The organism is Salmonella sp. SAL04157 (assembly GCF_046551635.1).
Classification (GTDB): domain Bacteria; phylum Pseudomonadota; class Gammaproteobacteria; order Enterobacterales; family Enterobacteriaceae; genus Salmonella; species Salmonella enterica.
In genome coordinates this window covers 13,610-35,868 of sequence record NZ_JBGDVS010000013.1, presented here as the reverse complement: position 1 = coordinate 35,868, position 22,259 = coordinate 13,610, and the positions used below count along the sequence as shown (strand labels likewise).

The window sequence follows — 22,259 nt, the reverse complement described above, 5'->3', positions numbered from 1 at the left end:
CTCGTCTTCTAAGCTTTGGTGTGCGCAAGGGGGGAAACGGCCGTCATTATAAAGAATCTGACGCGCCGACGAAACCGTTTGCGTAGAAATAAAATCACCGCTTTTTCTTGTCATACGGTGCGGCTATCGTTGCGAATAAGTTGCCAACTGGCGCATTGTTACGCAAAATGCCGCTCATTAATGACTTATCTATTGCAGCAAAACATCTTTTTCAGCCCGAGGCAACGCACGATCCAGAGAATTAACTAATTGAAAAAATTAAAGATTAATTATCTGTTCATCGGCATATTGACGCTGCTGCTGGCAGCAGCCCTTTGGCCCTCAATCCCCTGGTTCGGTAAAACCGAAAACCATATCGCCGCGATTCAAGCCCGGGGGGTACTGCGCGTCAGTACGATCGACTCGCCATTAACCTATTCCGTTATCAACGGTAAAAAATATGGTCTGGACTATGAACTGGCGCAGCAGTTCGCCAACTATCTCGGCGTGAAGCTGAAAGTGACGGTGCGCCAGAATATCAGCCAGTTGTTTGACGATCTGGATAACGGCAATGCCGACCTGCTCGCGGCTGGGCTGGTCTACGACAGCGCACGCGTTAAAAACTATCAGCCCGGCCCCATGTATTATTCAGTTTCGCAACAGCTCGTCTACCGGGTCGGACAATATCGCCCACGCTCGCTGGCGACCGTTAACGAGAATCAGCTTACCATTGCGCCAGGGCACGTCGTGGTCAATGATTTACAGCGTTTAAAAGAGACAAAGTTTCCCGACCTGAGCTGGAAAGTGGATGATAAAAAAGGCTCGACGACGCTGCTGGAAGAGGTCATCAGCGGCAAGCTGGATTACACCATTGCCGATTCAGTGGCGATCAGTCTGTTTCAGCGCGTCCATCCCGAACTGGCCGTGGCGCTGGATGTCACGGATGAACAGCCCGTGACCTGGTTTAGCCGACTGGACGACGATAATACGCTCTCCGCCGCGCTGCTCGATTTTTTCAATTCGATCAATGAAGACGGTTCTCTGGCGCGGATCGAAGAGAAATATCTGGGGCATGGCGATGATTTCGACTACGTTGATACCCGCTCTTTCCTGCGAGCGGTGGATAACGTCCTGCCGGAGCTGGAACCGTTATTTAAAAAATATGCCAAACAGATAGACTGGCGTCTGTTGGCGGCGATTTCTTATCAGGAATCGCACTGGGACCCGCTGGCGACCTCGCCAACCGGCGTGCGCGGCCTGATGATGCTGACTAAAAATACTGCCCAAAGTCTGGGGCTGACCGACCGTACCGATGCGGAGCAAAGCATCAGCGGCGGCGCTCGCTATCTTGAAGATATGATGGCTAAAGTTCCCGAAACCGTTCCGGAAGACGAGCGTATCTGGTTTGCTTTAGCCGCCTACAATATGGGTTATGCGCACATGCTCGACGCCAGATCGCTAACGGTAAAAACCAAAGGCAATCCGGATAGCTGGACCGATGTGAAGCAGCGTTTGCCGCTGTTAAGCCAAAAACCGTATTACAGTAAGCTAACCTACGGTTACGCGCGTGGACATGAGGCTTATGCTTATGTGGAAAATATCCGTAAATACCAGATAAGTTTAGTGGGGTATTTGCAGGAAAAAGAAAAGCAGGAAGCGGAAGCCATGAAACTGGCGCAGGATTACCCGGCGGTGTCGCCGGAGGAGCTGAATAAAGCGCCCTTCCCCCTCCTGTCGTTTTTATCGCAGTCATCAGGCTACCTGACGCATTCGCCGTCTTTACTGTTTACGCCGCAGAAGAAAGAAGAAAAATAGCGTGATGGTCTTATCGGATGGCGACGCGTAACCTCTTATCCGGCATTGCGCTATACTGTCGGCCCCGCGCCTTGCGCACGGTCGGCTTTCTTCAGGGCTTTAATTTCCTGACGACGCATACGGAAAAAATCACTGAGCAGCGTCGCACATTCATCGCGCAGCACCCCTTCAATAATGTCGACCCGGTGATTCATTCCCGGATGGTGCAGCACATCAATTAGCGATCCGGCCGCGCCGGTTTTTGCATCGCGCGCGCCAAAGACAACGCGTCCAATGCGGCTATGCACCATAGCGCCTGCGCACATCACACAGGGTTCCAGCGTGACATACAGCGTGGTATCCAGTAACCGATAATTCTGCAATACCAGACCGCCCTGACGCAGCGCCATTATTTCAGCATGCGCAGTAGGATCGTGGCGGCCAATGGGTCGATTCCAGCCTTCGCCAATGACGCGATGGTTATGCACCAATACCGCGCCAACCGGAACCTCGCGTTCGTCCCAGGCGCGTTTCGCCAGCGTCAGCGCGTGGCGCATCCAGTATTCGTGATCTAATTCGACATCAGACAAAGAGATAACTCCGGTAATGAAAGCGGGCGGCATTATACACAGACGCTATGCGTTTCACTATTCGAGCTGCTGCAACTCGCCGTGCGGCGTCACCCGCCAGCGATGCTGGCAAAAATAAAGCAGCGGGTTATCCTGTTTGCTGTCGCTGTAGCCGCTATAAAGACGCAGCGGCGTACCGATTTTACGTTCCAGTTGCGCGACTTTTTCATGGCCCAGACAGCGCACGGTTAATACCCAGCCGCCATACCGTCGCGCCATCTGGCTGGCGATGAGGTTAACGCGCGGCAACCACGGCGTATCAAAATAGACTTGCTCTACCAATGATTGCGGAGAACCGGTAATAAGCCAGATATCCGCGTCAGAGCTCAATAGATAGGTGGTCAGACGCTCCTGTACAACCGGAAATGCCGTGACGTTAGCGCGAAACCAACGGACAAAATCCGCCTGATGCGCCTGCAAACGCGTTTCGCTATGGCCAAAAGTACAGCCCCACAACAACAGACTCATCGGCCAGCGGGCCGCACGCCCTTTTACCAGTAAACCGATACCGATAATGGGTAACAACGGCAGTACGAGCAGCGCATTTAGCGGCTGACGGCGCAGCAAATAACGCAGAAAACTGCCGAACATATCCTGTTGATGTAACGTTCCATCCAAATCAAAAAAGACGACACGACGCTCGTGGCTGACCAAACCTTACTCCTCTGGATCATTGAACCCCAGCAGCCAGGTAAAAATAAACCCGGCAATTACCGCTATTAAATAGCCTAACAGATAGAACAGGACTTTTCCGGCAACAATTGTTAATGCCAGCGGCAAACCGGAAATACCAAAGGTAATTACCGTCGCCACTTTCCAGTAGCTGATCAACGCCCCGCCTACCGCACCGCCAAGACAAGCGCCAATAAATGGCTTACCCAATGGCAGCGTGACGCCAAAAATCAGCGGCTCGCCAATTCCCAGCAGTCCGACCGGAAGCGCGCCTTTAATCACCTTTTTGAGTCGCGCATTGCGGGTTTTCATCAGTACGGCAATGGCCGCGCCTATCTGACCAACGCCCGCCATCGCCAGGATGGGAAACAACGCGTTATAGCCGTGCGCTTGTACCAGCTCCACATGAATAGGCACCAGTCCCTGATGTAGCCCGGTCAGTACCAACGGCAGGAAGGTTCCGGCTAACACCGCGCCCACCAGAAAACCGCCGCGATCGATAGCCCAGGACGCGCCGTGAGCGATAGCGTCTGAAATCCAGCCGCCAAGCGGTTGCAGAGCGACAATCGCTACCGCGCCGGTGATAACAGTCGTCAATAAAGGGTTAAGAATTAACTCCAGCGACCCCGGCAGCAGCTTACGGAACTGGCGCTCAATCCAGCACATTAACGCCACCACCAGCAGGACGGCGATGACGCCGCCCCGTCCCGGCTGAAGCGCCTCGCCAAAGAGCGTAATCTGCGCCAGTTGCGGGCTGGAAAGGATCCCCGCCATCACGCCGCCTAACGCCTGCGATCCGCCAAAGACTTTCGCGGTATTGACGCCAACCAGAATGTTCATGATAGCGAATACCGCGCTGCCAAATATCCCCATCAGGCCCAGCAGGTTAGGATAGTGGACGGCAACGTCGCCGACGATATCTGGACGTTTAAGAATGTTGATAATGCCGGTAATCAAGCCGGATGCGATAAAGGCGGGGATAAGCGGAATAAAAACATTCGCCAGCTTACGCAACGCATCGCTCATCGGCGCTTTATACTTCGCTTTCACCTCGGATTTGGTACGCGCCATAGCGTCGTCCGGCTTTACACCACCTGCGGCAATCTGCACGCGCATCGCATCAACCACCTGCGCAGCCTTCCCCGGCCCAACGATCAGCTGATGTTGCTCCCCTTGCTTTACGTATCCACTGACGCCAGGCAACGCTTTTAAGCGCGGAATATCCAGTTGGCTGTCGTCCTGTACCTCCACCCTGACTCGCGTCATACAGTTTTCCAGGCGCAGAATATTTTGCTCTCCGCCGATACCACGTAAAATGTCGCTGGCGAGCGCTGCCGTCTTATCCATACACACCTCTTTAGTGTTCTAACGCCGCCCTTAAAAAGCCCTGATGAGCGGCGAGTTTTTCCCTGGCGGCTGCAGCATCCAGCCCCGTAAGCGCCATCAAAATGGCGGGCTTAACCTCAAAATCGGTCTGTTTCAGCAACGTTTCCGCCTCTTCACGACCTATCCCGGTCGCTTCAACGACCATCCGACACGCACGATCGACCAGTTTGACGTTGGTGGCTTTCATATCCACCATCAGGTTTTGATAGACCTTGCCGAACTTCACCATCGCGCCGGTAGAAATCATATTGAGCACCATTTTCTGCGCGGTGCCGGATTTCAGCCGCGTGGAGCCGGTAAGCGCTTCCGGCCCGACAACGGGCGAAATAGCGATATTAGCCTCCCGCGCAATAGGCGAATCTGGATTACAGGAGACGGCAACAGTGGTACAACCGGACTGTCGCGCATAGCGCAGGCCGCCAATCACATAGGGTGTACGACCCGACGCCGCGAGCCCCACGACCAGATCCTGTTCTTGCAGATTTAGCGCGACAAGATCGTCTTCGCCTGCCTGTTGGCTGTCTTCCGCGCCTTCGACCGCTTTCAACAACGCGCCCGGCCCGCCGGCAATCAGTCCGACGACCAGACCGTGCGGAACGCCAAACGTCGGGGGGCATTCTGAGGCATCCAGTACGCCAAGCCGACCACTGGTGCCCGCGCCCATATAGATGATACGTCCGCCAGCCTTCAGCGCCGCCGCTGCGGCATCCACCGCACGCGCGACGTCAGGCAGAGTGGCTTTTACTGCTTCCGCTACCAGCGTATCCTGTTCATTAAAACGCTTAACTAATTCAGGGGTAGGCAACGCATCCAGATCCATCGTTTGCGGGTTACGGGTTTCAGACACTAAGGTACCAAGATTCATTTTTGTCCCTCTGGAATTTTTAATTCATAATAAGCGTCCATGATGGAATAGAATATTCCCCCAGGCGAGTGAAATTTCGTTTTGTCGTCGCCATCACGTTTCGCAGGAGCTGCCCATGAACTGTTTGATTCGTATTCGCCAGCGTTATCCGGATCTCGCGCAAAGCGACAGGAAACTGGCGGATTATCTGCTCGCGCAACCGGATACGGCGCGGCATCTGAGCTCGCAGCAACTGGCGGCCGAAGCGGGCGTCAGCCAATCCAGCGTAGTCAAGTTCGCGCAAAAACTGGGGTTTAAAGGGTTTCCTGCATTGAAACTGGCTATCAGCGAAGCGTTGGCCAGCAATCCTAATCCGCATTCCGTTCCCGTTCATAACCAGATTCGCGGCGACGATCCGATGCGCCTGGTCGGGGAAAAATTAATTAAAGAGAATGTGGCGGCGATGCACGCCACGCTGGACGTTAACAGTGAAGAAAAGCTGTTAGAAAGCGTCACGATGCTGCGCCACGCCCGCCGTATTGTGATCACCGGGATTGGCGCCTCTGGGCTGGTGGCGCAAAATTTTGCCTGGAAGCTACTGAAGATTGGCATTAACGCGGTGGTTGAGCGCGATATGCACGCCCTGCTGGCGACGGTGCAGGCGCTGGCGCCGGAGGATCTGCTGCTGGCGATCTCTTATTCCGGGGAACGGCGCGAGCTGAACCTGGCGGCGGACGAAACATTACGCGCAGGCGCGAAGATCCTGGCCATTACCGGTTTTTCTCCCAACGCCTTGCAGCAGCGCGCCACCCGCTGTCTGTATACGATTGCTGAAGAGCAGGCGACGCGCAGCGCCGCTATCTCCTCGACACATGCGCAAATGATGTTGACCGACTTACTGTTTATGGCGCTGGTACAACAGGATTTAGAGCGGGCGCCGGAGCGTATTCGCCATAGCGAGGTGCTGGTAAAAAAACTGGTTTGAAAATGGCTCTTCCGCCTCATGCAGAAGAGCTATCAAGTTTATTGCGCTTCTTTAGCGTGAATCAATTGCGTCAGGAGTGTGTTAACCGGTACGGCAATATTGTTCTGAGCGCCGATTCGCGCAATCGCACCATTTAAATAGTCGATTTCGGTCAGTCGGCCTTTATGTAAATCCTGATGCATAGAAGGATAGTGGTGGCCGCTCTCACGCGGATCGAACACTTTCTTCACCGTATTCATCACCATTTGCTCAGTCAACGGAATATTCTGGCTGGCAGCAACTAACACAAACTCATCAACTACCGCTTGCGCTAAATCTAAAGCACCAGGCCGCTGACCAAATCCGCCGACATTACAATCCAGTAGCGCGCAATAGGTGTTCATTACGCTATTAAAGGCTGCTTTCTTCCAGATCGATAATAATACGTCAGGGCTTATTTCAGCATTCAATCCAGCGCTATTAAGGGTGGCAATGACCTTAGCCTCTTGAGCCGCATCCTGGCTGGCAATCGGCTGCAGTTCAATCGTTCCGGTACCGGTGGCCATAATATGCCCAGCCCCCTCCAGTTCGCTGGACCATAACGTCACACCCGCATAGATTTTCTGCCGATCGACATATTTCTCCAGCGTTTCGATATTTCCCAGGCCGTTAGATAAAATCATCACTACTTTCGCGGCTGGCAGTAATGGCTTGATACGCTGTAACATGCTATCCAGCTGCATTGCTTTGGTAAACAGAATAACCAGCTCAAACTCCCCCTGGGATTCATCAGCCAACATAGCAGGGATGGGGTAATACTTCTGAGTCGTTTCCGTTTCGACAAACAACCCCTTGCTACGAATAGCGTCGACATGCTCCTGCCAGCTATCGATAAGCGTCACGTCGTGCCCGGCCTCCAGCAGCATATAGCCAAAACGACATCCCATAGCGCCTGCACCTGCGATTGCAATTTTCATTTTTATTTCCTTATTATCTGATTAATGAATTTTGGCTAAAACCGTTGCGACATATTTTTTCGTTATCAGGGTCAACACGACTCCAATAAGCAATAGCACCGTGGTCAAAATAAATACCGTATTGTAGCTTCCGGTATATTTTGCAATAGCGGACGTGACGTAAGGAGCAATAACCGCACCGACGGCAAAACCAAAATACATAAAGCCGTAGTTTAGTCCCTGGTTACGCATACCAAAATTCTGGCTGGTCAAGCCAGGGAAGATAACTAATATACCGGCATAAGCAAAGCCCACGCCCAGAGCGCTGAAATAGAATACCGAAGTATTGCCGTTGAAGAACAACAATAGCAGCATACAGACGCAGGTAAAAAGGTAAACGATAACCAGAGTATTGTAGCCGCCTAATTTATCGGTTAACCCTCCCCAGAACAGGCGACCAATTGAGTTAAATATCGATACCAGGCTAACGACTAATGCACCGGACAGTAAACCGTACTGTGTCATACCAATTTGCGCAGAGCTTGAGCTAATTACCATCCCAGAGAACACGCCCAGCGCCAGAATCATAAACAGCAGCCAGAAGCGCAGATCTTTCAGCATGTGCCGATAGTCTTTATCCATTGGCGATGCTTTAATTCCTCCGCTATCTTTTGCTGGCGCGCTACGAATAAAGAACTGGACGATAAAAATAACCACCAGATAAACAATGCCCAGATATAACAGCGCCCGACTAACATCGTGAGTTTGCGCCATAAAATATTCGGCCAGGCGGGTGCAAAGTAGCGTCCCGACGCCAACACCCGCCAGTACGATACCGCTGGCAAGACCGCGACGGTCAGGGAAAAATTTCAGAATATTATTCAGATTACCCGTAAAAGCCAGGCCCGATCCCAACCCGGCAATGACGCCGTAGGTTAAAAACAGCATGGGCAAATTATCCACAAACCCGGACAAGATAAAACCTAAAGAAAACAGGATACCGCCGATAACTATCGCCTGCTTTCCTTTACCATTGTCGATCATTCTCCCGCCCCAAATCATCGGTAAAGGAATGATCCCCATGTTGATAGAGAATGCTAACGCCAGCGTAGCCGGATCCCAGTGATATTGCGCCATGAGTGGTGTTTTGAAATAGCTAAATGCGTAGACGCCCCCGAGCACAAAATTGATGCACACGTGAGCGGCAAGCATTCCCCAGCGGTTGATTGATGCCGACATAATTTTCCCTTTTTAAAATGCACTGATCACAGTTTAAAAAAAGCAAAATAGGCAAACAATTTGGTATTTTTTATAATCGTTATAACAAAACCCAATCGATTGGCATTAAATTTTAATGAATATCAAACAACTACATTCCTTCCTGATATTGTGTGATGAATTACATTATGGTCGGGCAGCCAGTCGCCTGTTTATCACTCAGCCATCATTAAGTCAGCAAATCAAACAACTTGAGTCATCACTTAAAACAATATTATTTAAGCGAAAAGGTAGAGGAATTAAATTAACAAAAGCAGGTATTATTTTGCAACGACACGCTAACAAAATAATGCTGGATTTAAAAAATGCCGAAAATGAACTTCTTCCCTATCAGGATCAACAGCGCGATACTATTTCAATCGGGGTGTCAGGCAGCTACCTGGTCCTGCCCGCTTTTCGCAGCTTTATGGCGCACCATCCGGAAATATCTTTAAATGTTAAAGAGTTCTCAACTGAGCAAACCATTAAAAGGCTGACGGATAGCGCCGTTGATATTGGCATTGTTTATCGAACAGCGCTCCCTGCCCAGCTAAGTTCGACCATGCTGTTTGAAGATGAAATTATCGCTGCAATCCCACTTTCTCATCCTCTGGCGACACGCGAACGTCTGCAGCTAAAAGATTTAAACGACCAGCCCATTATCGTGCTTAATGACTCTCTGCTATTAAGAGGGATCATCACCACTGAATTTAATAACCGCAAAGTCGTTCCTAACGTCATCTGCGAACTGGATAACCACTACTCATGCCTTGAGTATGCCGAAGCGCAGATTGGCATCGCATTTATTACCCGCTCGCTAACCCATTTATCGACACCCAAAAATGTTCGCCTGGTTTCACTGGGCATCCCCGCATTCTTTATTCCTGTCATGCTGGTGCACAGTAATGACCTTTCACTGGATAACGCAACCATCTGCCTGCTCAAGCAGATCAAAAATTTTTACACTGTAGATAACAAATCAGCGCCAGAAAAGAGCTGGCCCGAGTAGAAAATAGGCGTATAATGCCCGCCCGATTTGTGTTGTTTCTGAGAATTTCCTGATGGCGCTGTTAATCACCAAAAAATGTATCAATTGCGATATGTGCGAGCCGGAGTGCCCGAATGAGGCGATTTCAATGGGCGACAGCATTTATGAGATTAACAGCGACAAATGCACCGAGTGTGTAGGCCATTACGAAACGCCGACCTGTCAGAAAGTCTGCCCAATCCCCAATACGATTTTGCAGGATCCCGCCCATGTCGAAAGCGAAGAACAGTTGTGGGATAAGTTTGTTCTGATGCATCACGCAGATAAACTGTAAGCGGGTTAACGCACTTCCAACGCAACAATGCCTGATGGCGCTATGCTTATCAGGCCGACAATATATCGGCCTGTAGGTCAGATAACGTGTTTACGCCGCCATCCGGCAAATCTAACTTTCCAGAATGACCGTAGCGCAGGCGTAATGGCGTTCATCGGCCAACGTGACATGCATGTGCGCCACACCGAGTTTTTCCGCCAGCGTTAACGCCTCGCCCCACAGCCGCAAACGTGGTTTTCCCAGCTCATCGTTAAACACTTCGAACTGATTAAACGCCAGACCGTTGCGGATGCCGGTGCCAAAAGCTTTCGCTGCCGCCTCTTTGACCGCAAAACGCTTGGCGAGAAAACGCACCGGCTGCTGATGCGTCTCCCAGATAGCCCACTCGTTGTCACTGAGCACACGCCTTGCCAGACGTTCGCCGGAACGGGAGATCACTGCCTCAATGCGGGCAATCTCTACAATATCCGTTCCCAGGCCGAGAATCGCCATTAGCCGCGCGCTTCCAGCATCAAACGTTTCATTTCAGCCACCGCCTCTTTCAGGCCCGTCATCACCGCCCGACCAATAATGGCATGACCGATATTAAGTTCGTGCATTTCCGGCAGCGCGGCAATAGCTTTGACGTTATGGTAGGTCAGGCCATGACCCGCATTTACTTTTAGCCCCAGGCGAGCCGCCAGGGTCGCGGCGCTGGCAATACGCGCCAGCTCTTTTGCCTGTTCCGCATCGGTTTCTGCGTTGGCGTAGCAGCCGGTATGGATTTCGATAAACGGCGCGCCGACTTCCGCCGCCGCGTTGATTTGCGTTTCATCGGCATCGATAAAGAGCGAAACCTGGATGCCAGCCGCCGCCAGGCGCGCACAGGCATCACGCATTTTATCGCGCTGTCCGGCCACATCCAGACCGCCTTCGGTGGTGACTTCCTGGCGTTTTTCCGGCACCAGACAACAGAAATGCGGCCTGGTTTCTACGGCGATCGCCAGCATCTCTTCGGTCACCGCCATCTCCAGATTCATACGCGTATGCAGCGTCTGACGCAGAATGCGCACATCGCGATCGGTAATGTGGCGACGATCTTCGCGCAGGTGTACGGTAATGCCGTCCGCGCCTGCCTGTTCAGCAATAAACGCCGCCTGTACCGGATCCGGATAGTCGGTGCCGCGCGCATTACGTAACGTGGCAATGTGGTCAATATTGACGCCTAACAGTAATTCAGCCATGACAATCCTCGTTAATCTTTCTTCGTTTTTACTGTGCGTTTGGGCATAAATTGCCGGAACAGCTCCCGGCTTTTTAACGGTTTTCCCCCAAGATACGGCTTTAATGCCATACGGGTAAAGCGTTTAGCGGCACGCAAGGTATCTACATCCGGAAATTCCCGCGCCTCCAGCGCTTTCAGGTGCCGTCCGGTAAAGGTGTTGTTATCAATGACGACGCTGGCGAAAAAGCCTTTTTCTTCGCGGTAACGGTAGGTCATGGTGTCATCCACCCGTTCGCCGCTGCCTGCACAGTGGGTGAAATTGACGCCATACCCCAGATGTCCCAGCAACGCCAGTTCGAAACGTCGCAACGCCGGTTCAGGCGAGCCGGTGGTTCCCGCCAGCGCCTGAATACAGTTCAGATAATCAAAAAAGAGTTCGGAGAAGCGCGTTTCATATTCCAGTACGCGAGAGAGGAGTTCGTTGATATACAGGCCGCTATAGAGCGTAATACCGCTTAACGGCAGCGCCAGAGAAACTGCCTCGGCGCTGCGCAGGGTTTTCACCTCGCCGCGTCCGCTGTAGCGTAGCAATAACGGCGTAAAAGGCTGCAACGCGCCTTTCAGATTGGAACGTTTAGATCGCGCGCCTTTGGCGACAAGGCGCACGCGCCCCGATTCTTCCGTGAAGACGTCCAGCATCAGGCTGGTTTCGCTCCAGGGGCGACTGTGCAGGACAAATGCGCGCTGCCACCCTTCCACGCTGTGTTAACTCACAGATCGTCTACGTAACCGAGACTGCGCAGAGCGCGTTCGTCATCGGCCCAGCCGGATTTCACTTTCACCCACAATTCCAGGTGTACCGGCGCTTCGAACATCTCCTGCATGTCTTTACGCGCTTCAATACCAATGGTTTTGATCTTGGCGCCTTTGTTGCCAATCACCATCTTCTTCTGCCCTTCGCGCTCGACGAGGATCAGCCCGTTGATATCATAGCCGCCGCGTTCGTTGGTAACAAAACGTTCAATCTCAACGGTAACGGAATACGGCAGCTCGGCGCCGAGAAAACGCATCAGCTTTTCACGGATGATTTCAGACGCCATAAAGCGCTGAGAGCGATCGGTGATGTAATCTTCCGGGAAGTGATGAATAGCTTCCGGTAAATGTTTACGCACGATACCGGCAATGGTATCGACGTTCATACCCGTTTCAGCAGAGATCGGTACGATATCAAGAAAGTTCATCTGGCTTGCCAGGAACTGGAGGTGCGGCAGCAAATCGGCTTTTTCCTGCACGTTATCCACCTTGTTAACGGCGAGAATAACCGGCGCTTTGCCATCGCGCAGTTTGTTCAGGACCATTTCGTCGTCCGGCGTCCAACGGGTGCCTTCCACAACGAAAATCACCAGCTCAACGTCGCCAATCGAACTGCTCGCCGCCTTATTCATCAAACGGTTAATGGCGCGCTTTTCTTCCATATGCAGTCCCGGGGTATCGACATAAATTGCCTGATACGGGCCTTCGGTATGAATACCGACAATGCGGTGGCGCGTGGTCTGCGCTTTACGGGAAGTGATCGAAATCTTCTGCCCGAGCAGTTTGTTCAGCAAGGTGGATTTGCCAACGTTCGGACGTCCGACGATGGCAATAAATCCGCAGTAAGTTTTGTCGGTGCTCATTCCAACTCCAGTTTTTTCAGCGCCTGTTCGGCGGCAGCCTGCTCCGCCTTACGACGGCTGGAACCCGTGCCAACCACCGGTTCGCTCAGGCCGCTGACCTGGCAGTGGATAGTAAATTCCTGATCGTGCGCCTCGCCGCGTACCTGCACAACCAGGTAAGATGGCAGCGGCAGATGGCGACCCTGCAAATACTCCTGCAAGCGCGTTTTAGGATCTTTTTGTTTATCGCCCGGACTTATCTCATCCAGACGGGTTTTATACCAGTTAAGGATCAACTGCTCGACGGTCTGGATATTGCTATCGAGAAATACTCCGCCGATTAACGCTTCAACGGTGTCCGCCAAAATGGACTCTCGACGGAATCCGCCGCTTTTTAATTCGCCCGGCCCTAAACGCAGGCACTCGCCTAAATCAAATTCACGGGCTAATTCCGCCAGCGTATTACCACGTACCAACGTGGCGCGCATACGGCTCATATCTCCCTCATCCACCCGTGGGAAACGGTGATAAAGCGCGTTAGCGATAACGAAGCTCAGGATTGAATCGCCTAAAAACTCCAGGCGTTCGTTATGTTTACTGCTGGCGCTGCGGTGAGTCAATGCCTGCTGCAACAGCTCCTGATGATTAAAAGTGTAGCCCAGCTTCCGTTGAAGCCGATTAATTACGATGGGGTTCATGCGATACCAATAAATGAATGCGTCAACAATCCAGCACACGAAACAGACCTGATACACGCCATCTGTCCTGCCGCATCGCTGCAGCGGAAAGAAGGTTGTCTATAACCAACGCTGTTTCGTGTGCCGTGGCGACCAAACGGCGCCAACCTAAAACTTCGGGGGAATATTCTATACACAACGACAGGGGATGTCGTTAGTCTGAGGGAATTTATCCAGGAAATAATTCACGCTGCCGCTAAAAAGACGGCAGCGTGAACGATCATTTCGTCACAGTTAGTAAATACCGCCGATACGACTCAGGCGTACGCCTGTCGGCCACTCCCCTTCCTGCTTGTCAAAGCTCATCCAGATAGCGACCGCTTTACCGACCAGATTCGCTTCCGGAACAAATCCCCAGTAACGGCTATCCGCGCTGTTATCGCGGTTGTCGCCCATCATGAAATATTGTCCCGGTGGTACAACCCAGGTCGCCAGCGGTTGTCCTGGCTGTTGGTAATACATGCCCAACTGATCCTGGGCTATCGGCACCATCAGGATGCGATGAGTTACATCGCCTAACGTCTCTTTACGTTCGGTCAGGCGAATGCCGTTTTCTTTTGTCTCGTTTAGCGGAACCTCAAAGAAACCGCTGGTCGCTTCTCCACCGTTACGGCGGGCAAAGGTCTGTACAAAATCGCTCGGCTCAACGTTAGAGTAGGTAACCGGCAGCGCATTTTCGCACGCCTGACCGGAGCTACAGCCAGGCTGAATCGTCACCTCTTTTGCAACCGGATCATAAGTGATTTTATCGCCCGGCAAACCGACGGCGCGTTTGATGTAATCTAACTTAGGATCTTCCGGATATTTAAATACCACAATATCCCCGCGCTTTGGATGACCGGTTTCAATCAGGGTTTTCTGGTAGATCGGATCTTTAATGCCGTAGGCAAATTTTTCCACCAGAATAAAATCGCCGATAAGCAGTGTCGGCATCATTGAGCCTGACGGGATCTGAAAGGGTTCATAAAGAAATGAACGAACGATCAGAACGATCGCCAGAACCGGGAAAACCGACGCCCCGGTCTCCAGCCAGCCCGGCTTAGGCGCCACTTTATTGAGCGTAGCGTTATCCAGCGCATCTCCCGACGCCGTTTGCGCGGCAGCCTGGCGCGCCCGACGTTTTGGCGCGAAAACAAACTTATCAACGCACCATAAAATGCCCGTCACCAGTGTGGCTATCACCAGAATCAGGGCAAACATGTTCGCCATGCCAACTCCTTAGGGATTATTTATTGTCTTTACCGACATGCAGAATGGCGAGGAACGCCTCCTGAGGCAGCTCGACGTTACCGATCTGCTTCATGCGTTTCTTACCTTCTTTCTGTTTCTGCAGCAGTTTTTTCTTACGACTGATATCACCGCCGTAGCACTTCGCCAGCACGTTTTTACGTAACTGTTTTACCGTCGAACGGGCAATAATATGCGTACCAATCGCCGCCTGAATCGCGATATCAAACTGCTGGCGTGGGATCAAATCTTTCATCTTCTCCACCAGCTCGCGACCACGGCTTTGCGAGTTATCGCGGTGCGTGATCAGCGCCAGCGCATCGACACGCTCGTTGTTGATTAACACATCAACACGCACCATATCGGAAGCCTGGAAGCGCTTGAAGTTATAATCCAGAGACGCATAGCCGCGCGACGTCGATTTCAGACGGTCAAAGAAGTCGAGCACCACTTCCGCCATCGGGATTTCATAGGTCAACGCGACCTGGTTACCGTGATACACCATGTTAGTTTGTACGCCGCGTTTCTCAATACACAGCGTAATAACGTTACCTAAATAGGCTTGTGGTAACAGCATATGACATTCGGCGATAGGCTCGCGCAGTTCATAAATGTTATTCAACGGCGGCAGCTTGGAGGGGCTATCAACATAGATAGTCTCTTTCGCCGTTGTTTCTACTTCATAAACCACGGTCGGCGCAGTGGTGATCAGATCCAGATCGTATTCGCGTTCCAGACGCTCCTGAATGATCTCCATGTGCAACAGGCCGAGGAAGCCGCAGCGGAAACCAAAACCCAGCGCCGAGGAGCTTTCCGGTTCATAAAACAGGGAGGCGTCGTTCAGGCTTAGCTTGCCGAGCGCGTCGCGGAAACTTTCATAATCGTCGGAGCTGACCGGGAACAGACCTGCATAGACCTGCGGTTTCACCTTCTTAAAGCCCGGCAACGCTTTTTCCGCTGGGTTACGCGCTGAGGTTAAGGTATCGCCAACCGGCGCGCCGAGGATATCTTTAATGGCGCAGACCAGCCAGCCTACTTCGCCGCACTTCAGCTCGGTACGATCAACCTGTTTCGGCGTGAAGATCCCCAGGCGGTCAGCGTTGTAGGTCTGCCCGGTGCTCATCACTTTAATTTTGTCGCCTTTACGCATGGTGCCGTTTTTAATACGCACCAGCGATACCACGCCCAGGTAGTTATCGAACCAGGAGTCAATAATCAGCGCCTGCAGCGGGCCGTCCGGATCGCCTTGCGGCGGCGGGATATCGCGCACCAGGCGTTCCAGAACATCCGTCACGCCGACACCCGTTTTGGCGGAGCAGCGTACCGCGTCCGTCGCATCAATACCGACAATGTCTTCGATTTCTTCCGCCACACGCTCCGGATCGGCGGCCGGCAGGTCAATCTTGTTAAGCACCGGCACCACTTCAAGATCCATTTCCATCGCGGTGTAGCAGTTCGCCAACGTTTGCGCTTCTACGCCCTGGCCGGCATCCACCACCAGCAGCGCGCCCTCGCAGGCGGCTAACGAACGGGAAACTTCATAGGAAAAGTCAACGTGTCCCGGCGTGTCGATAAAGTTCAGTTGATAAGTTTCACCATCAGACGCTTTAAAATCCAGCGTCACACTCTGGGCTTTAATAGTAATACCGCGCTCACGCTCAAGATCCATCGAATCAAGTACCTGAGCTTCCATTTCACGGTCAGACAGGCCACCGCAGATTTGGATAATACGGTCAGACAGCGTCGATTTACCGTGGTCAATGTGAGCAATGATCGAAAAGTTACGTATGTTCTTCATAGAGATAAATATTATGCCTTACGCCTGGTTGACCAGACTTTAGAGGTCGCTGTTCTGAGCTTAACGTCTGTTTTAACTGAAACGCCGCATTCTACACTACAACGCTAAGGCGAGGAAATGTTCATAGTGTAAGGAGAACGGGAACTGGAAAACGCCTCGCTTTTTTCCTGTAAAACACCGCAACGCAGGAAAAGCGCATGCTTATCGGGACAACAACCCAACGCGGCAGGTGTACCGTTGGGCAAAACGTTTACTGGCGCGTTTCGATTGAGGTAGTTTCGACGCGAACAAGGTCCGGCGGGAGGGCAACGTTTAAAATCACCGGCTGCCAGGCGTCGCGCTCCGCCAGTTTTCGGGAATAGCCGCGGGCAACCAGAAAACCGCCCACGCCGCCCAACACGGCCCCGCTTAATGCGGCAAGGTCAGATCCAAACAGCATCTGAAAAAGCGCCGCACAAAGAAATAGCCCCGCTAAAGGCGACATATAGACCAGCAATGCCGAACCTAAAAGGCTTTTTTCGGAGATGCCCAATTCGACTTTCTGCCCCGGCGCCAGCGGCTCCGCGCTTGGCACAACAATGGTATGTGTGGTTTGCGGCCCTAATTTATTCAGCACGCGACTGCCGCATCCCGCACGGGAGGCGCAGCTGCTGCATGACGCTTTAACGTCGCAGCTCACCACCGCCTGACCATTCTGCCAGGAGACAACGGTTGCCCACTCTTTAATCATTGTACTGCCCTGAATTTGATACTGTCGGCAATGCGCTTCGCCGTTTGCGGCGGAAGCTCGCCGACAATGGTGATTTCCGCGTTGTCGCGAACGCTGCTATAAACCGTTCGGCGCCCGGTGCGCAGCATCTGATCGCTGCTGTTTTGCGTCGCCCGGTTCACATTGACGGAAAAGCTAAACAGACCGTCAGAATAAAGCCGCGATTCGATAGGCAGGTTATCCATCGTCGGCAACGGACGACGGCTGCTGGAAACTTCGCTAAAGCCTTGCGGTACCCAGGATGGACTCCAGTTAAATTTCGTTTTTTCGCCACCGGGAACAGAAAGCAGCGGCGGCAGATTCGCCTTCGCCAGCGCCTGCATGTTGCTGCCGATATCCTGACTCACCGTGAACGCAATAACGCGGAACTGCTCCAGCGTCTCGCCATCGCGATCCAGCAGATCAACGCGCATCGGCAGTTTGGTGTCCATGTCCATCCAGACGATATAGCTGTAACGCGTACCATCGCGCGCCACAACGCGGATAACTTCGCACAATCTGTCTGCGATACGGGTGCGTCCGACAGAAATAAAGTCGTAGTAAGGCGCCAGACGCTTGAAATCGGTGTAAATCAGGGAAGGCAGAGAATCGACAATATAATCACCGTTCAGGGTGAACGGCTCAAGGCCCGGTTCAAAATAACTGATTTCATTACCACGTTGTACGACCTCCCGGCGGGGACCGTCCAACTGTAGCAATTGCGCAAGCGGGCGACTATCCAGGCGTGCGTGTCGATAACGCAGAGATTCAACGCCTTGTTTCGTGATGCTGACGAATGACAGCTCGTAATTCAGTGACTGACTGGCGATGTTCATCTGCTGCAATAACGCCCCGGACGCAGGGTCGGCCGAGGCGTTTACTGAGAAGAACAGGCTAGCCGCCACAAGGGACATGGCAAACCAAAGTTGCTTCATTACTGCGATTGCGTTCCTAAAGTTTGGATTCCTGGCACCTGTACCGCGGCTTGCTGGGTTTGCGCCTGCTCAAACTGAAGCTGTTCGGAGTGCAGTCGGCGCTGCAGTTCATAGTCCTGCAACATGGCATTAATGCGACGACGCTGCTCCTGTACCTGCTGTTGCTGACTGCCGACAGGCGCTGCTTCAGAAGGCACTCCCAGACTTACCGGGCTGGCTTTCCCCATCATAGGCAGGGTATTGAAAACCGGCGTTTCAGGTTGTTGGGATGTTTCAGATTGCCCATTATAGTGCTGGACACCGACGATAACTGCAAGTGAAACGCACGCCGCCACGCCCATTTGGGTAAGCTGCGCCGCCCACGGACGCACTTTTTTCCAGAACGGCATTTTCTGCCATTGCTGCGGAGCGGGTTGGGCCTCAGGGATTAATGGCGACACCTGACGTACTGGCTCGTTTTCAATAGCGGCCATCACGCGAGCGGATATATCGAAATGGAGAACGTCAGGCGTATCCCCGCGCATTGAATCGCGGATCAGGTGATAACTCTCCCAGGTTTTCTGCATTTCCGGGTCGTGCGTAAGCGCTTTGAGCAGCTCACTATCCAACGTTTCGCCATCCATCAAAGCGGAAAGTTTTTCTTTCTGCATGCCTAATACCTTTTCCAGTATCCCGCTATCGTCAACGCCTGATAAGCGGTTGAACTTTATTATCAATAGCTTCCCGCGCCCGGAAGATACGTGAACGCACCGTCCCCACCGGACAATCCATGATAGCCGCTATCTCTTCATAGCTCAGGCCATCCAGCTCCCGTAAGGTGATTGCCATACGTAAATCTTCCGGGAGGGACTCAATAGTTCGGAAAACTATCTGTCTCAGTTCTTCTGACAACATTAAGTTCTCAGGGTTCGAAATTTCTTTCAGCGCGCCGCCGCTTTCAAAGTTTTCTGCTTCAATCGCGTCTACATCACTGGAAGGCGGACGACGCCCCTGCGCAACCAGGTAGTTCTTCGCGGTATTGACCGCAATGCGATACAACCAGGTATAAAAAGCGCTATCCCCCCGGAAAGAATCCAGCGCGCGATAGGCCTTAATAAATGATTCCTGTACGACATCGGGAACGTCGCCCGATGGCACATAGCGGGAAACCAGACTCGCCACTTTATGCTGGTAGCGCACTACCAGTAAGTTAAAGGCTTTCTGATCTCCCTTCTGGACCCGTTCAACCAGGACCTGGTCCGTTAACTGCTCGCTCATCCGAGGTAATGTCTCCCCAAACCAAATTTCCACGCGCTTTCGAAACGCCACTCCATAAGCCGCACTATGAGCAAGCAACAGGTTAGAGTGTCTATGTTTCGTAAAGTTCCGTTACGCATTTGTTTTTGTTTGTCATGTTGTAGACAGGTCTTATCTTCCATTATAAGTCTACAGATGCTGAACAACGCACTATCTGTACAGAAATGCCCATTTCGTCGTTTGCAGAGTAACCTAACAGCATCTTTATTTCACTACAAAATCCGACGCTAACACCCTGCCCTATAAAATATTTTTTGCCGTTTATCTCTCGCCGTATTTTTATTTTATGTTTAATAAGCACAACACTTTTGAAATCATAACGTGCTTTTTAGCGCCATATAGTGCTAATCTGCCGCAACCATGTTTAGTAAATTAAACAAGAACCATGATGACAACTCCTGAACTGTCCTGTGATGTGTTAATTATCGGCAGCGGCGCGGCCGGACTCTCGCTGGCGCTGCGTCTGGCTGAAAAACATAAGATTATCGTCCTGAGTAAAGGGCCGGTGAGCGAGGGCTCCACGTTTTATGCGCAGGGCGGTATTGCCGCCGTGTTTGATGAAACCGACAGTATAGCGTCGCATGTCGAAGATACGCTGATTGCCGGCGCCGGAATTTGCGATCGCCACGCGGTGGAGTTTGTCGCCAGCAACGCCCGTACCTGCGTGCAGTGGCTTATCGATCAGGGCGTCCTGTTTGATACGCATGTCCAGCCAAACGGCAAGGAGAGCTATCATCTCACGCGTGAAGGCGGCCATAGTCATCGCCGTATCCTTCATGCCGCCGACGCTACCGGAAAGGAAGTCGAAACCACGTTGGTCAGTCGGGCACAAAATCATCCTAATATTCAGGTGCTGGAACGCAGCAACGCCGTTGATTTAATTATTTCCGATAAAATGGGTCTGCCGGGGCCTCGCCGGGTCGTCGGCGCCTGGATCTGGAATCGCAATAAAGAGTGGGTTGAAACCTGTCATGCGAAGTCGGTGGTGCTGGCGACCGGCGGCGCCTCAAAGGTGTATCAATATACCACTAACCCGGATATTTCCTCCGGCGACGGTATCGCGATGGCCTGGCGCGCGGGCTGTCGGGTCGCTAATCTGGAATTTAACCAGTTTCATCCCACCGCCCTTTATCACCCGCAGGCGCGTAATTTTCTCCTTACCGAAGCGCTGCGCGGCGAAGGCGCATACCTTAAACGTCCGGACGGTTCACGGTTTATGCCGGACGTTGACGAACGCGGGGAACTGGCGCCGCGCGATATTGTCGCCCGCGCTATTGACCATGAGATGAAACGACTCGGCGCAGACTGTATGTTTCTCGATATCAGCCACAAGCCTGACGATTTTGTCCGCCAACACTTCCCGATGATCTATGCGAAACTGCTCGATTTGGGGATGGATTTAACCAAAGAACCGATTCCCGTTGTTCCTGCCGCGCACTATACCTGCGGCGGCGTGGTCGTCGATGATTATGGTCGTACCGATGTAGACGGCTTATATGCCATTGGCGAAGTCAGTTACACCGGTCTGCACGGCGCTAACCGTATGGCGTCCAACTCGTTGCTGGAATGCTTAGTGTACGGCTGGTCCGCAGCAATGGATATCGACAGGCGAATGCCTTCTGTCCACAGCGTTGACGCCCTTCCCGCCTGGGATGAAAGTCGCGTGGAGAACGCCGATGAGCGGGTGGTGATTCAGCATAACTGGCATGAACTGCGCCTGCTGATGTGGGACTATGTGGGCATTGTGCGCACGACGAAACGGCTGGAGCGCGCCCTACGGCGTATTACTATGTTGCAACAAGAGATTGACGAATATTACGCCAACTTTCGCGTCTCGAATAATTTACTGGAGCTGCGCAATCTGGTGCAAGTGGCCGAACTGATTGTGCGTTGCGCGATGATGCGTAAAGAGAGCCGGGGGCTGCACTTTACGCTGGATTATCCGCAACAACTGGCTGAATCAGGCCCATCGATCCTTTCGCCGTTAACGCCTCACATAAACAGATAAAATGCCTGGGTCAGCGCCGTATAACTTTCAGAATAATGCTGGTCTGACCCGCGAATTACTAATCTGTCGCTAAAGCACTCTCCGGCTTGCGGGGAGAATGCGAGCAAAACCCGGTGCGGCAAGCGCGCTTCGTTTTCCGCAACGTCAGTACGTAATCGCAAATGCCATCCCATGTTGAGCGCTTGCTGTGTAAAAGCGTTACCTATTTGTTCCGGCAAGACTACGCAAAAAAAGCCGTCTTCGGTAATACAATCCGCCGCAATAGCCAATAACGTCTGGTGATCCAGCGTAGCGGTGTAACGCGCCTGCTCCCGCTGCGGCGTGGCGCATTCCACACCGGGTTCGTAATAAGGCGGGTTGCTGATAATAAGATCAAAGCGTACCGTCTGGCGAGGCGCCCAACGCTGAATATCGTCAGTATGCACCGTTATTCGATGCGGCCAGGGAGAGTGAGCAACGTTTTCCTGCGCTTGCATGGCAGCCCCGGCATCCAGTTCCACGGCGTCAATAGGCACATTGTCATCCGTCCGCTGCGCCAGCATTAACGCCAGTAGACCGCTTCCAGTACCGATATCCAGAATTCGCTTTACATCCGCGACCGGTGCCCACGCCCCGAGTAAAATACCGTCAGTTCCCACTTTCATCGCACACCGATCGTGTGCGACAAAAAACTGTTTAAACGTAAATCCGTTACGACGAAGAACGGAGCCAGACTGAGACATGTAAAAACAACCTTGCAAAAAACGGCGACAGCGCCGGGTGAAAACAATACCTGAGAAGGGATATCCATACAAACAGATGAAGATTGTGGCCGTAACGTCTATAATCAGCGCCCCACACAGAGGTAG

General features: G+C 52.4%; 25 protein-coding genes. 6 read left to right on the top strand and 19 right to left on the bottom strand.

All coding sequences use genetic code 11. The features are described 5' to 3' along the window. Positions 1 to 15 precede the first annotated feature (15 nt). Positions 16 to 249: a hypothetical protein gene (locus ACLJRE_RS20655; protein ID WP_001747289.1), complete on the top strand. Its 234-nt coding sequence runs from the start codon at positions 16 to 18 to the stop codon at positions 247 to 249. Beyond that, positions 250 to 1,794 (top strand): membrane-bound lytic murein transglycosylase MltF, encoded by a 1,545-nt coding sequence (mltF, locus tag ACLJRE_RS20650; RefSeq protein WP_000734250.1) that lies wholly within the window; start codon positions 250 to 252, stop codon positions 1,792 to 1,794. 50 nt (positions 1,795 to 1,844) lie between these two features. Here the strand turns inward: mltF and tadA are convergent, their stop codons facing one another. The 4 genes from tadA to murQ are packed head-to-tail and all read right to left on the bottom strand — an operon-like array spanning position 1,845 to position 5,325. Next, the gene (tadA, locus tag ACLJRE_RS20645) at positions 1,845 to 2,396 is read right to left on the bottom strand and encodes a tRNA adenosine(34) deaminase TadA (RefSeq protein WP_001134560.1); all 552 of its coding nucleotides are present in this window, start codon (positions 2,394 to 2,396) and stop codon (positions 1,845 to 1,847) included. Positions 2,397 to 2,420: 24 nt separating this feature from the next. Continuing rightward, on the bottom strand, positions 2,421 to 3,056 hold the full coding sequence (gene yfhb / locus ACLJRE_RS20640) for a phosphatidylglycerophosphatase C (protein WP_000253558.1): 636 nt from the start codon (positions 3,054 to 3,056) through the stop codon (positions 2,421 to 2,423). A 3-nt stretch (positions 3,057 to 3,059) separates the two neighbouring features. Next, entirely contained in the window at positions 3,060 to 4,421 is a 1,362-nt protein-coding gene (locus tag ACLJRE_RS20635) for a PTS transporter subunit EIIC (RefSeq protein ID WP_000361667.1), read from the bottom strand. 10 nt (positions 4,422 to 4,431) lie between these two features. Beyond that, positions 4,432 to 5,325 carry an N-acetylmuramic acid 6-phosphate etherase gene (gene murQ, locus ACLJRE_RS20630; RefSeq protein ID WP_001048527.1) on the bottom strand — a complete coding sequence of 298 codons (894 nt, stop codon included), beginning with the start codon at positions 5,323 to 5,325 and terminating at the stop codon, positions 4,432 to 4,434. 115 nt (positions 5,326 to 5,440) lie between these two features. Between murQ and ACLJRE_RS20625 the strand changes: the two genes are divergently transcribed. Next, positions 5,441 to 6,289 carry a MurR/RpiR family transcriptional regulator gene (locus ACLJRE_RS20625; protein ID WP_023212132.1) on the top strand — a complete coding sequence of 283 codons (849 nt, stop codon included), beginning with the start codon at positions 5,441 to 5,443 and terminating at the stop codon, positions 6,287 to 6,289. Positions 6,290 to 6,327: 38 nt separating this feature from the next. Here the strand turns inward: ACLJRE_RS20625 and ACLJRE_RS20620 are convergent, their stop codons facing one another. Together ACLJRE_RS20620 and ACLJRE_RS20615 are read right to left on the bottom strand one after the other, a co-directional pair. Beyond that, complete coding sequence (locus ACLJRE_RS20620; RefSeq protein ID WP_000684034.1) at positions 6,328 to 7,245, bottom strand: oxidoreductase; 918 nt, start codon at positions 7,243 to 7,245, stop codon at positions 6,328 to 6,330. A 21-nt stretch (positions 7,246 to 7,266) separates the two neighbouring features. Further along, entirely contained in the window at positions 7,267 to 8,463 is a 1,197-nt protein-coding gene (locus ACLJRE_RS20615; protein ID WP_001607053.1) for an OFA family MFS transporter, read from the bottom strand. 115 nt (positions 8,464 to 8,578) lie between these two features. On the opposite strand from ACLJRE_RS20615, the gene ACLJRE_RS20610 reads away from it, so the two are divergent. Together ACLJRE_RS20610 and ACLJRE_RS20605 are read left to right on the top strand one after the other, a co-directional pair. Continuing rightward, entirely contained in the window at positions 8,579 to 9,490 is a 912-nt protein-coding gene (locus ACLJRE_RS20610; RefSeq protein ID WP_024146986.1) for a LysR family transcriptional regulator, read from the top strand. A gap of 52 nt (positions 9,491 to 9,542) precedes the next feature. Beyond that, the gene (locus ACLJRE_RS20605; RefSeq protein WP_001196290.1) at positions 9,543 to 9,803 is read left to right on the top strand and encodes a YfhL family 4Fe-4S dicluster ferredoxin; all 261 of its coding nucleotides are present in this window, start codon (positions 9,543 to 9,545) and stop codon (positions 9,801 to 9,803) included. A 111-nt stretch (positions 9,804 to 9,914) separates the two neighbouring features. Here the strand turns inward: ACLJRE_RS20605 and acpS are convergent, their stop codons facing one another. The 12 genes from acpS to rseD all read right to left on the bottom strand — a co-directional run bounded on the left by acpS (position 9,915) and on the right by rseD (position 19,525). After that, positions 9,915 to 10,295 carry a holo-ACP synthase gene (gene acpS / locus ACLJRE_RS20600; protein ID WP_000986043.1) on the bottom strand — a complete coding sequence of 127 codons (381 nt, stop codon included), beginning with the start codon at positions 10,293 to 10,295 and terminating at the stop codon, positions 9,915 to 9,917. Then, positions 10,295 to 11,026: a pyridoxine 5'-phosphate synthase gene (gene pdxJ / locus ACLJRE_RS20595; RefSeq protein WP_000818972.1), complete on the bottom strand. Its 732-nt coding sequence runs from the start codon at positions 11,024 to 11,026 to the stop codon at positions 10,295 to 10,297. The genes acpS and pdxJ overlap by 1 nt, the downstream gene beginning before the upstream one ends. An 11-nt stretch (positions 11,027 to 11,037) precedes the next feature. Continuing rightward, positions 11,038 to 11,766, bottom strand: coding sequence for a DNA repair protein RecO (recO, locus tag ACLJRE_RS20590; RefSeq protein ID WP_000399380.1), 729 nt, complete (start codon positions 11,764 to 11,766; stop codon positions 11,038 to 11,040). Between the two features lie 11 nt (positions 11,767 to 11,777). After that, positions 11,778 to 12,683 carry a GTPase Era gene (gene era / locus ACLJRE_RS20585; RefSeq protein ID WP_000102230.1) on the bottom strand — a complete coding sequence of 302 codons (906 nt, stop codon included), beginning with the start codon at positions 12,681 to 12,683 and terminating at the stop codon, positions 11,778 to 11,780. Further along, positions 12,680 to 13,360, bottom strand: a complete 681-nt coding sequence (gene rnc, locus ACLJRE_RS20580; protein WP_001068341.1) for a ribonuclease III — start codon at positions 13,358 to 13,360, stop codon at positions 12,680 to 12,682. The genes era and rnc overlap by 4 nt, the downstream gene beginning before the upstream one ends. Before the next feature lie 273 nt (positions 13,361 to 13,633). Continuing rightward, positions 13,634 to 14,608 (bottom strand): signal peptidase I, encoded by a 975-nt coding sequence (gene lepB / locus ACLJRE_RS20575; RefSeq protein WP_000002560.1) that lies wholly within the window; start codon positions 14,606 to 14,608, stop codon positions 13,634 to 13,636. A gap of 16 nt (positions 14,609 to 14,624) precedes the next feature. Beyond that, complete coding sequence (gene lepA / locus ACLJRE_RS20570) at positions 14,625 to 16,424, bottom strand: translation elongation factor 4 (protein WP_000790154.1); 1,800 nt, start codon at positions 16,422 to 16,424, stop codon at positions 14,625 to 14,627. A gap of 250 nt (positions 16,425 to 16,674) precedes the next feature. Beyond that, positions 16,675 to 17,154, bottom strand: coding sequence for a SoxR-reducing system protein RseC (rseC, locus tag ACLJRE_RS20565; RefSeq protein ID WP_023212134.1), 480 nt, complete (start codon positions 17,152 to 17,154; stop codon positions 16,675 to 16,677). After that, the gene (gene rseB, locus ACLJRE_RS20560; protein ID WP_000812021.1) at positions 17,151 to 18,107 is read right to left on the bottom strand and encodes a sigma-E factor regulatory protein RseB; all 957 of its coding nucleotides are present in this window, start codon (positions 18,105 to 18,107) and stop codon (positions 17,151 to 17,153) included. The genes rseC and rseB overlap by 4 nt, the downstream gene beginning before the upstream one ends. After that, entirely contained in the window at positions 18,107 to 18,757 is a 651-nt protein-coding gene (rseA, locus tag ACLJRE_RS20555; RefSeq protein ID WP_001168374.1) for an anti-sigma-E factor RseA, read from the bottom strand. The genes rseB and rseA overlap by 1 nt, the downstream gene beginning before the upstream one ends. Positions 18,758 to 18,788: 31 nt before the next feature. Further along, entirely contained in the window at positions 18,789 to 19,364 is a 576-nt protein-coding gene (gene rpoE, locus ACLJRE_RS20550) for an RNA polymerase sigma factor RpoE (protein WP_000003307.1), read from the bottom strand. Continuing rightward, positions 19,361 to 19,525 (bottom strand): rpoE leader peptide RseD, encoded by a 165-nt coding sequence (gene rseD / locus ACLJRE_RS20545; protein WP_014344135.1) that lies wholly within the window; start codon positions 19,523 to 19,525, stop codon positions 19,361 to 19,363. The genes rpoE and rseD overlap by 4 nt, the downstream gene beginning before the upstream one ends. A 263-nt stretch (positions 19,526 to 19,788) precedes the next feature. Between rseD and nadB the strand changes: the two genes are divergently transcribed. Next, the gene (gene nadB / locus ACLJRE_RS20540; RefSeq protein ID WP_023212135.1) at positions 19,789 to 21,411 is read left to right on the top strand and encodes an L-aspartate oxidase; all 1,623 of its coding nucleotides are present in this window, start codon (positions 19,789 to 19,791) and stop codon (positions 21,409 to 21,411) included. Here nadB and trmN read toward each other — a convergent pair. Then, entirely contained in the window at positions 21,396 to 22,133 is a 738-nt protein-coding gene (gene trmN, locus ACLJRE_RS20535; RefSeq protein WP_000083343.1) for a tRNA(1)(Val) (adenine(37)-N(6))-methyltransferase TrmN, read from the bottom strand. The genes nadB and trmN overlap by 16 nt on opposite strands. Between the last annotated feature and the right edge of the window lie 126 nt (positions 22,134 to 22,259).

Coding starts and splice junctions, on each gene's coding strand:
- trmN (WP_000083343.1), bottom strand. CDS start 22,133: ATGTCTCAGTCTGGCTCCGTTCTTCGTCGTAACGGATTTACGTTTAAA.
- rseA (WP_001168374.1), bottom strand. CDS start 18,757: ATGCAGAAAGAAAAACTTTCCGCTTTGATGGATGGCGAAACGTTGGAT.
- rseB (WP_000812021.1), bottom strand. CDS start 18,107: ATGAAGCAACTTTGGTTTGCCATGTCCCTTGTGGCGGCTAGCCTGTTC.
- rseC (WP_023212134.1), bottom strand. CDS start 17,154: ATGATTAAAGAGTGGGCAACCGTTGTCTCCTGGCAGAATGGTCAGGCG.
- ACLJRE_RS20615 (WP_001607053.1), bottom strand. CDS start 8,463: ATGTCGGCATCAATCAACCGCTGGGGAATGCTTGCCGCTCACGTGTGC.
- lepA (WP_000790154.1), bottom strand. CDS start 16,424: ATGAAGAACATACGTAACTTTTCGATCATTGCTCACATTGACCACGGT.
- ACLJRE_RS20635 (WP_000361667.1), bottom strand. CDS start 4,421: ATGGATAAGACGGCAGCGCTCGCCAGCGACATTTTACGTGGTATCGGC.
- ACLJRE_RS20625 (WP_023212132.1), top strand. CDS start 5,441: ATGAACTGTTTGATTCGTATTCGCCAGCGTTATCCGGATCTCGCGCAA.
- rnc (WP_001068341.1), bottom strand. CDS start 13,360: ATGAACCCCATCGTAATTAATCGGCTTCAACGGAAGCTGGGCTACACT.
- nadB (WP_023212135.1), top strand. CDS start 19,789: ATGATGACAACTCCTGAACTGTCCTGTGATGTGTTAATTATCGGCAGC.
- lepB (WP_000002560.1), bottom strand. CDS start 14,608: ATGGCGAACATGTTTGCCCTGATTCTGGTGATAGCCACACTGGTGACG.
- murQ (WP_001048527.1), bottom strand. CDS start 5,325: ATGAATCTTGGTACCTTAGTGTCTGAAACCCGTAACCCGCAAACGATG.
- ACLJRE_RS20620 (WP_000684034.1), bottom strand. CDS start 7,245: ATGAAAATTGCAATCGCAGGTGCAGGCGCTATGGGATGTCGTTTTGGC.
- ACLJRE_RS20605 (WP_001196290.1), top strand. CDS start 9,543: ATGGCGCTGTTAATCACCAAAAAATGTATCAATTGCGATATGTGCGAG.
- pdxJ (WP_000818972.1), bottom strand. CDS start 11,026: ATGGCTGAATTACTGTTAGGCGTCAATATTGACCACATTGCCACGTTA.
- tadA (WP_001134560.1), bottom strand. CDS start 2,396: ATGCCGCCCGCTTTCATTACCGGAGTTATCTCTTTGTCTGATGTCGAA.
- rpoE (WP_000003307.1), bottom strand. CDS start 19,364: ATGAGCGAGCAGTTAACGGACCAGGTCCTGGTTGAACGGGTCCAGAAG.
- rseD (WP_014344135.1), bottom strand. CDS start 19,525: ATGGAAGATAAGACCTGTCTACAACATGACAAACAAAAACAAATGCGT.
- era (WP_000102230.1), bottom strand. CDS start 12,683: ATGAGCACCGACAAAACTTACTGCGGATTTATTGCCATCGTCGGACGT.
- ACLJRE_RS20610 (WP_024146986.1), top strand. CDS start 8,579: ATGAATATCAAACAACTACATTCCTTCCTGATATTGTGTGATGAATTA.
- acpS (WP_000986043.1), bottom strand. CDS start 10,295: ATGGCGATTCTCGGCCTGGGAACGGATATTGTAGAGATTGCCCGCATT.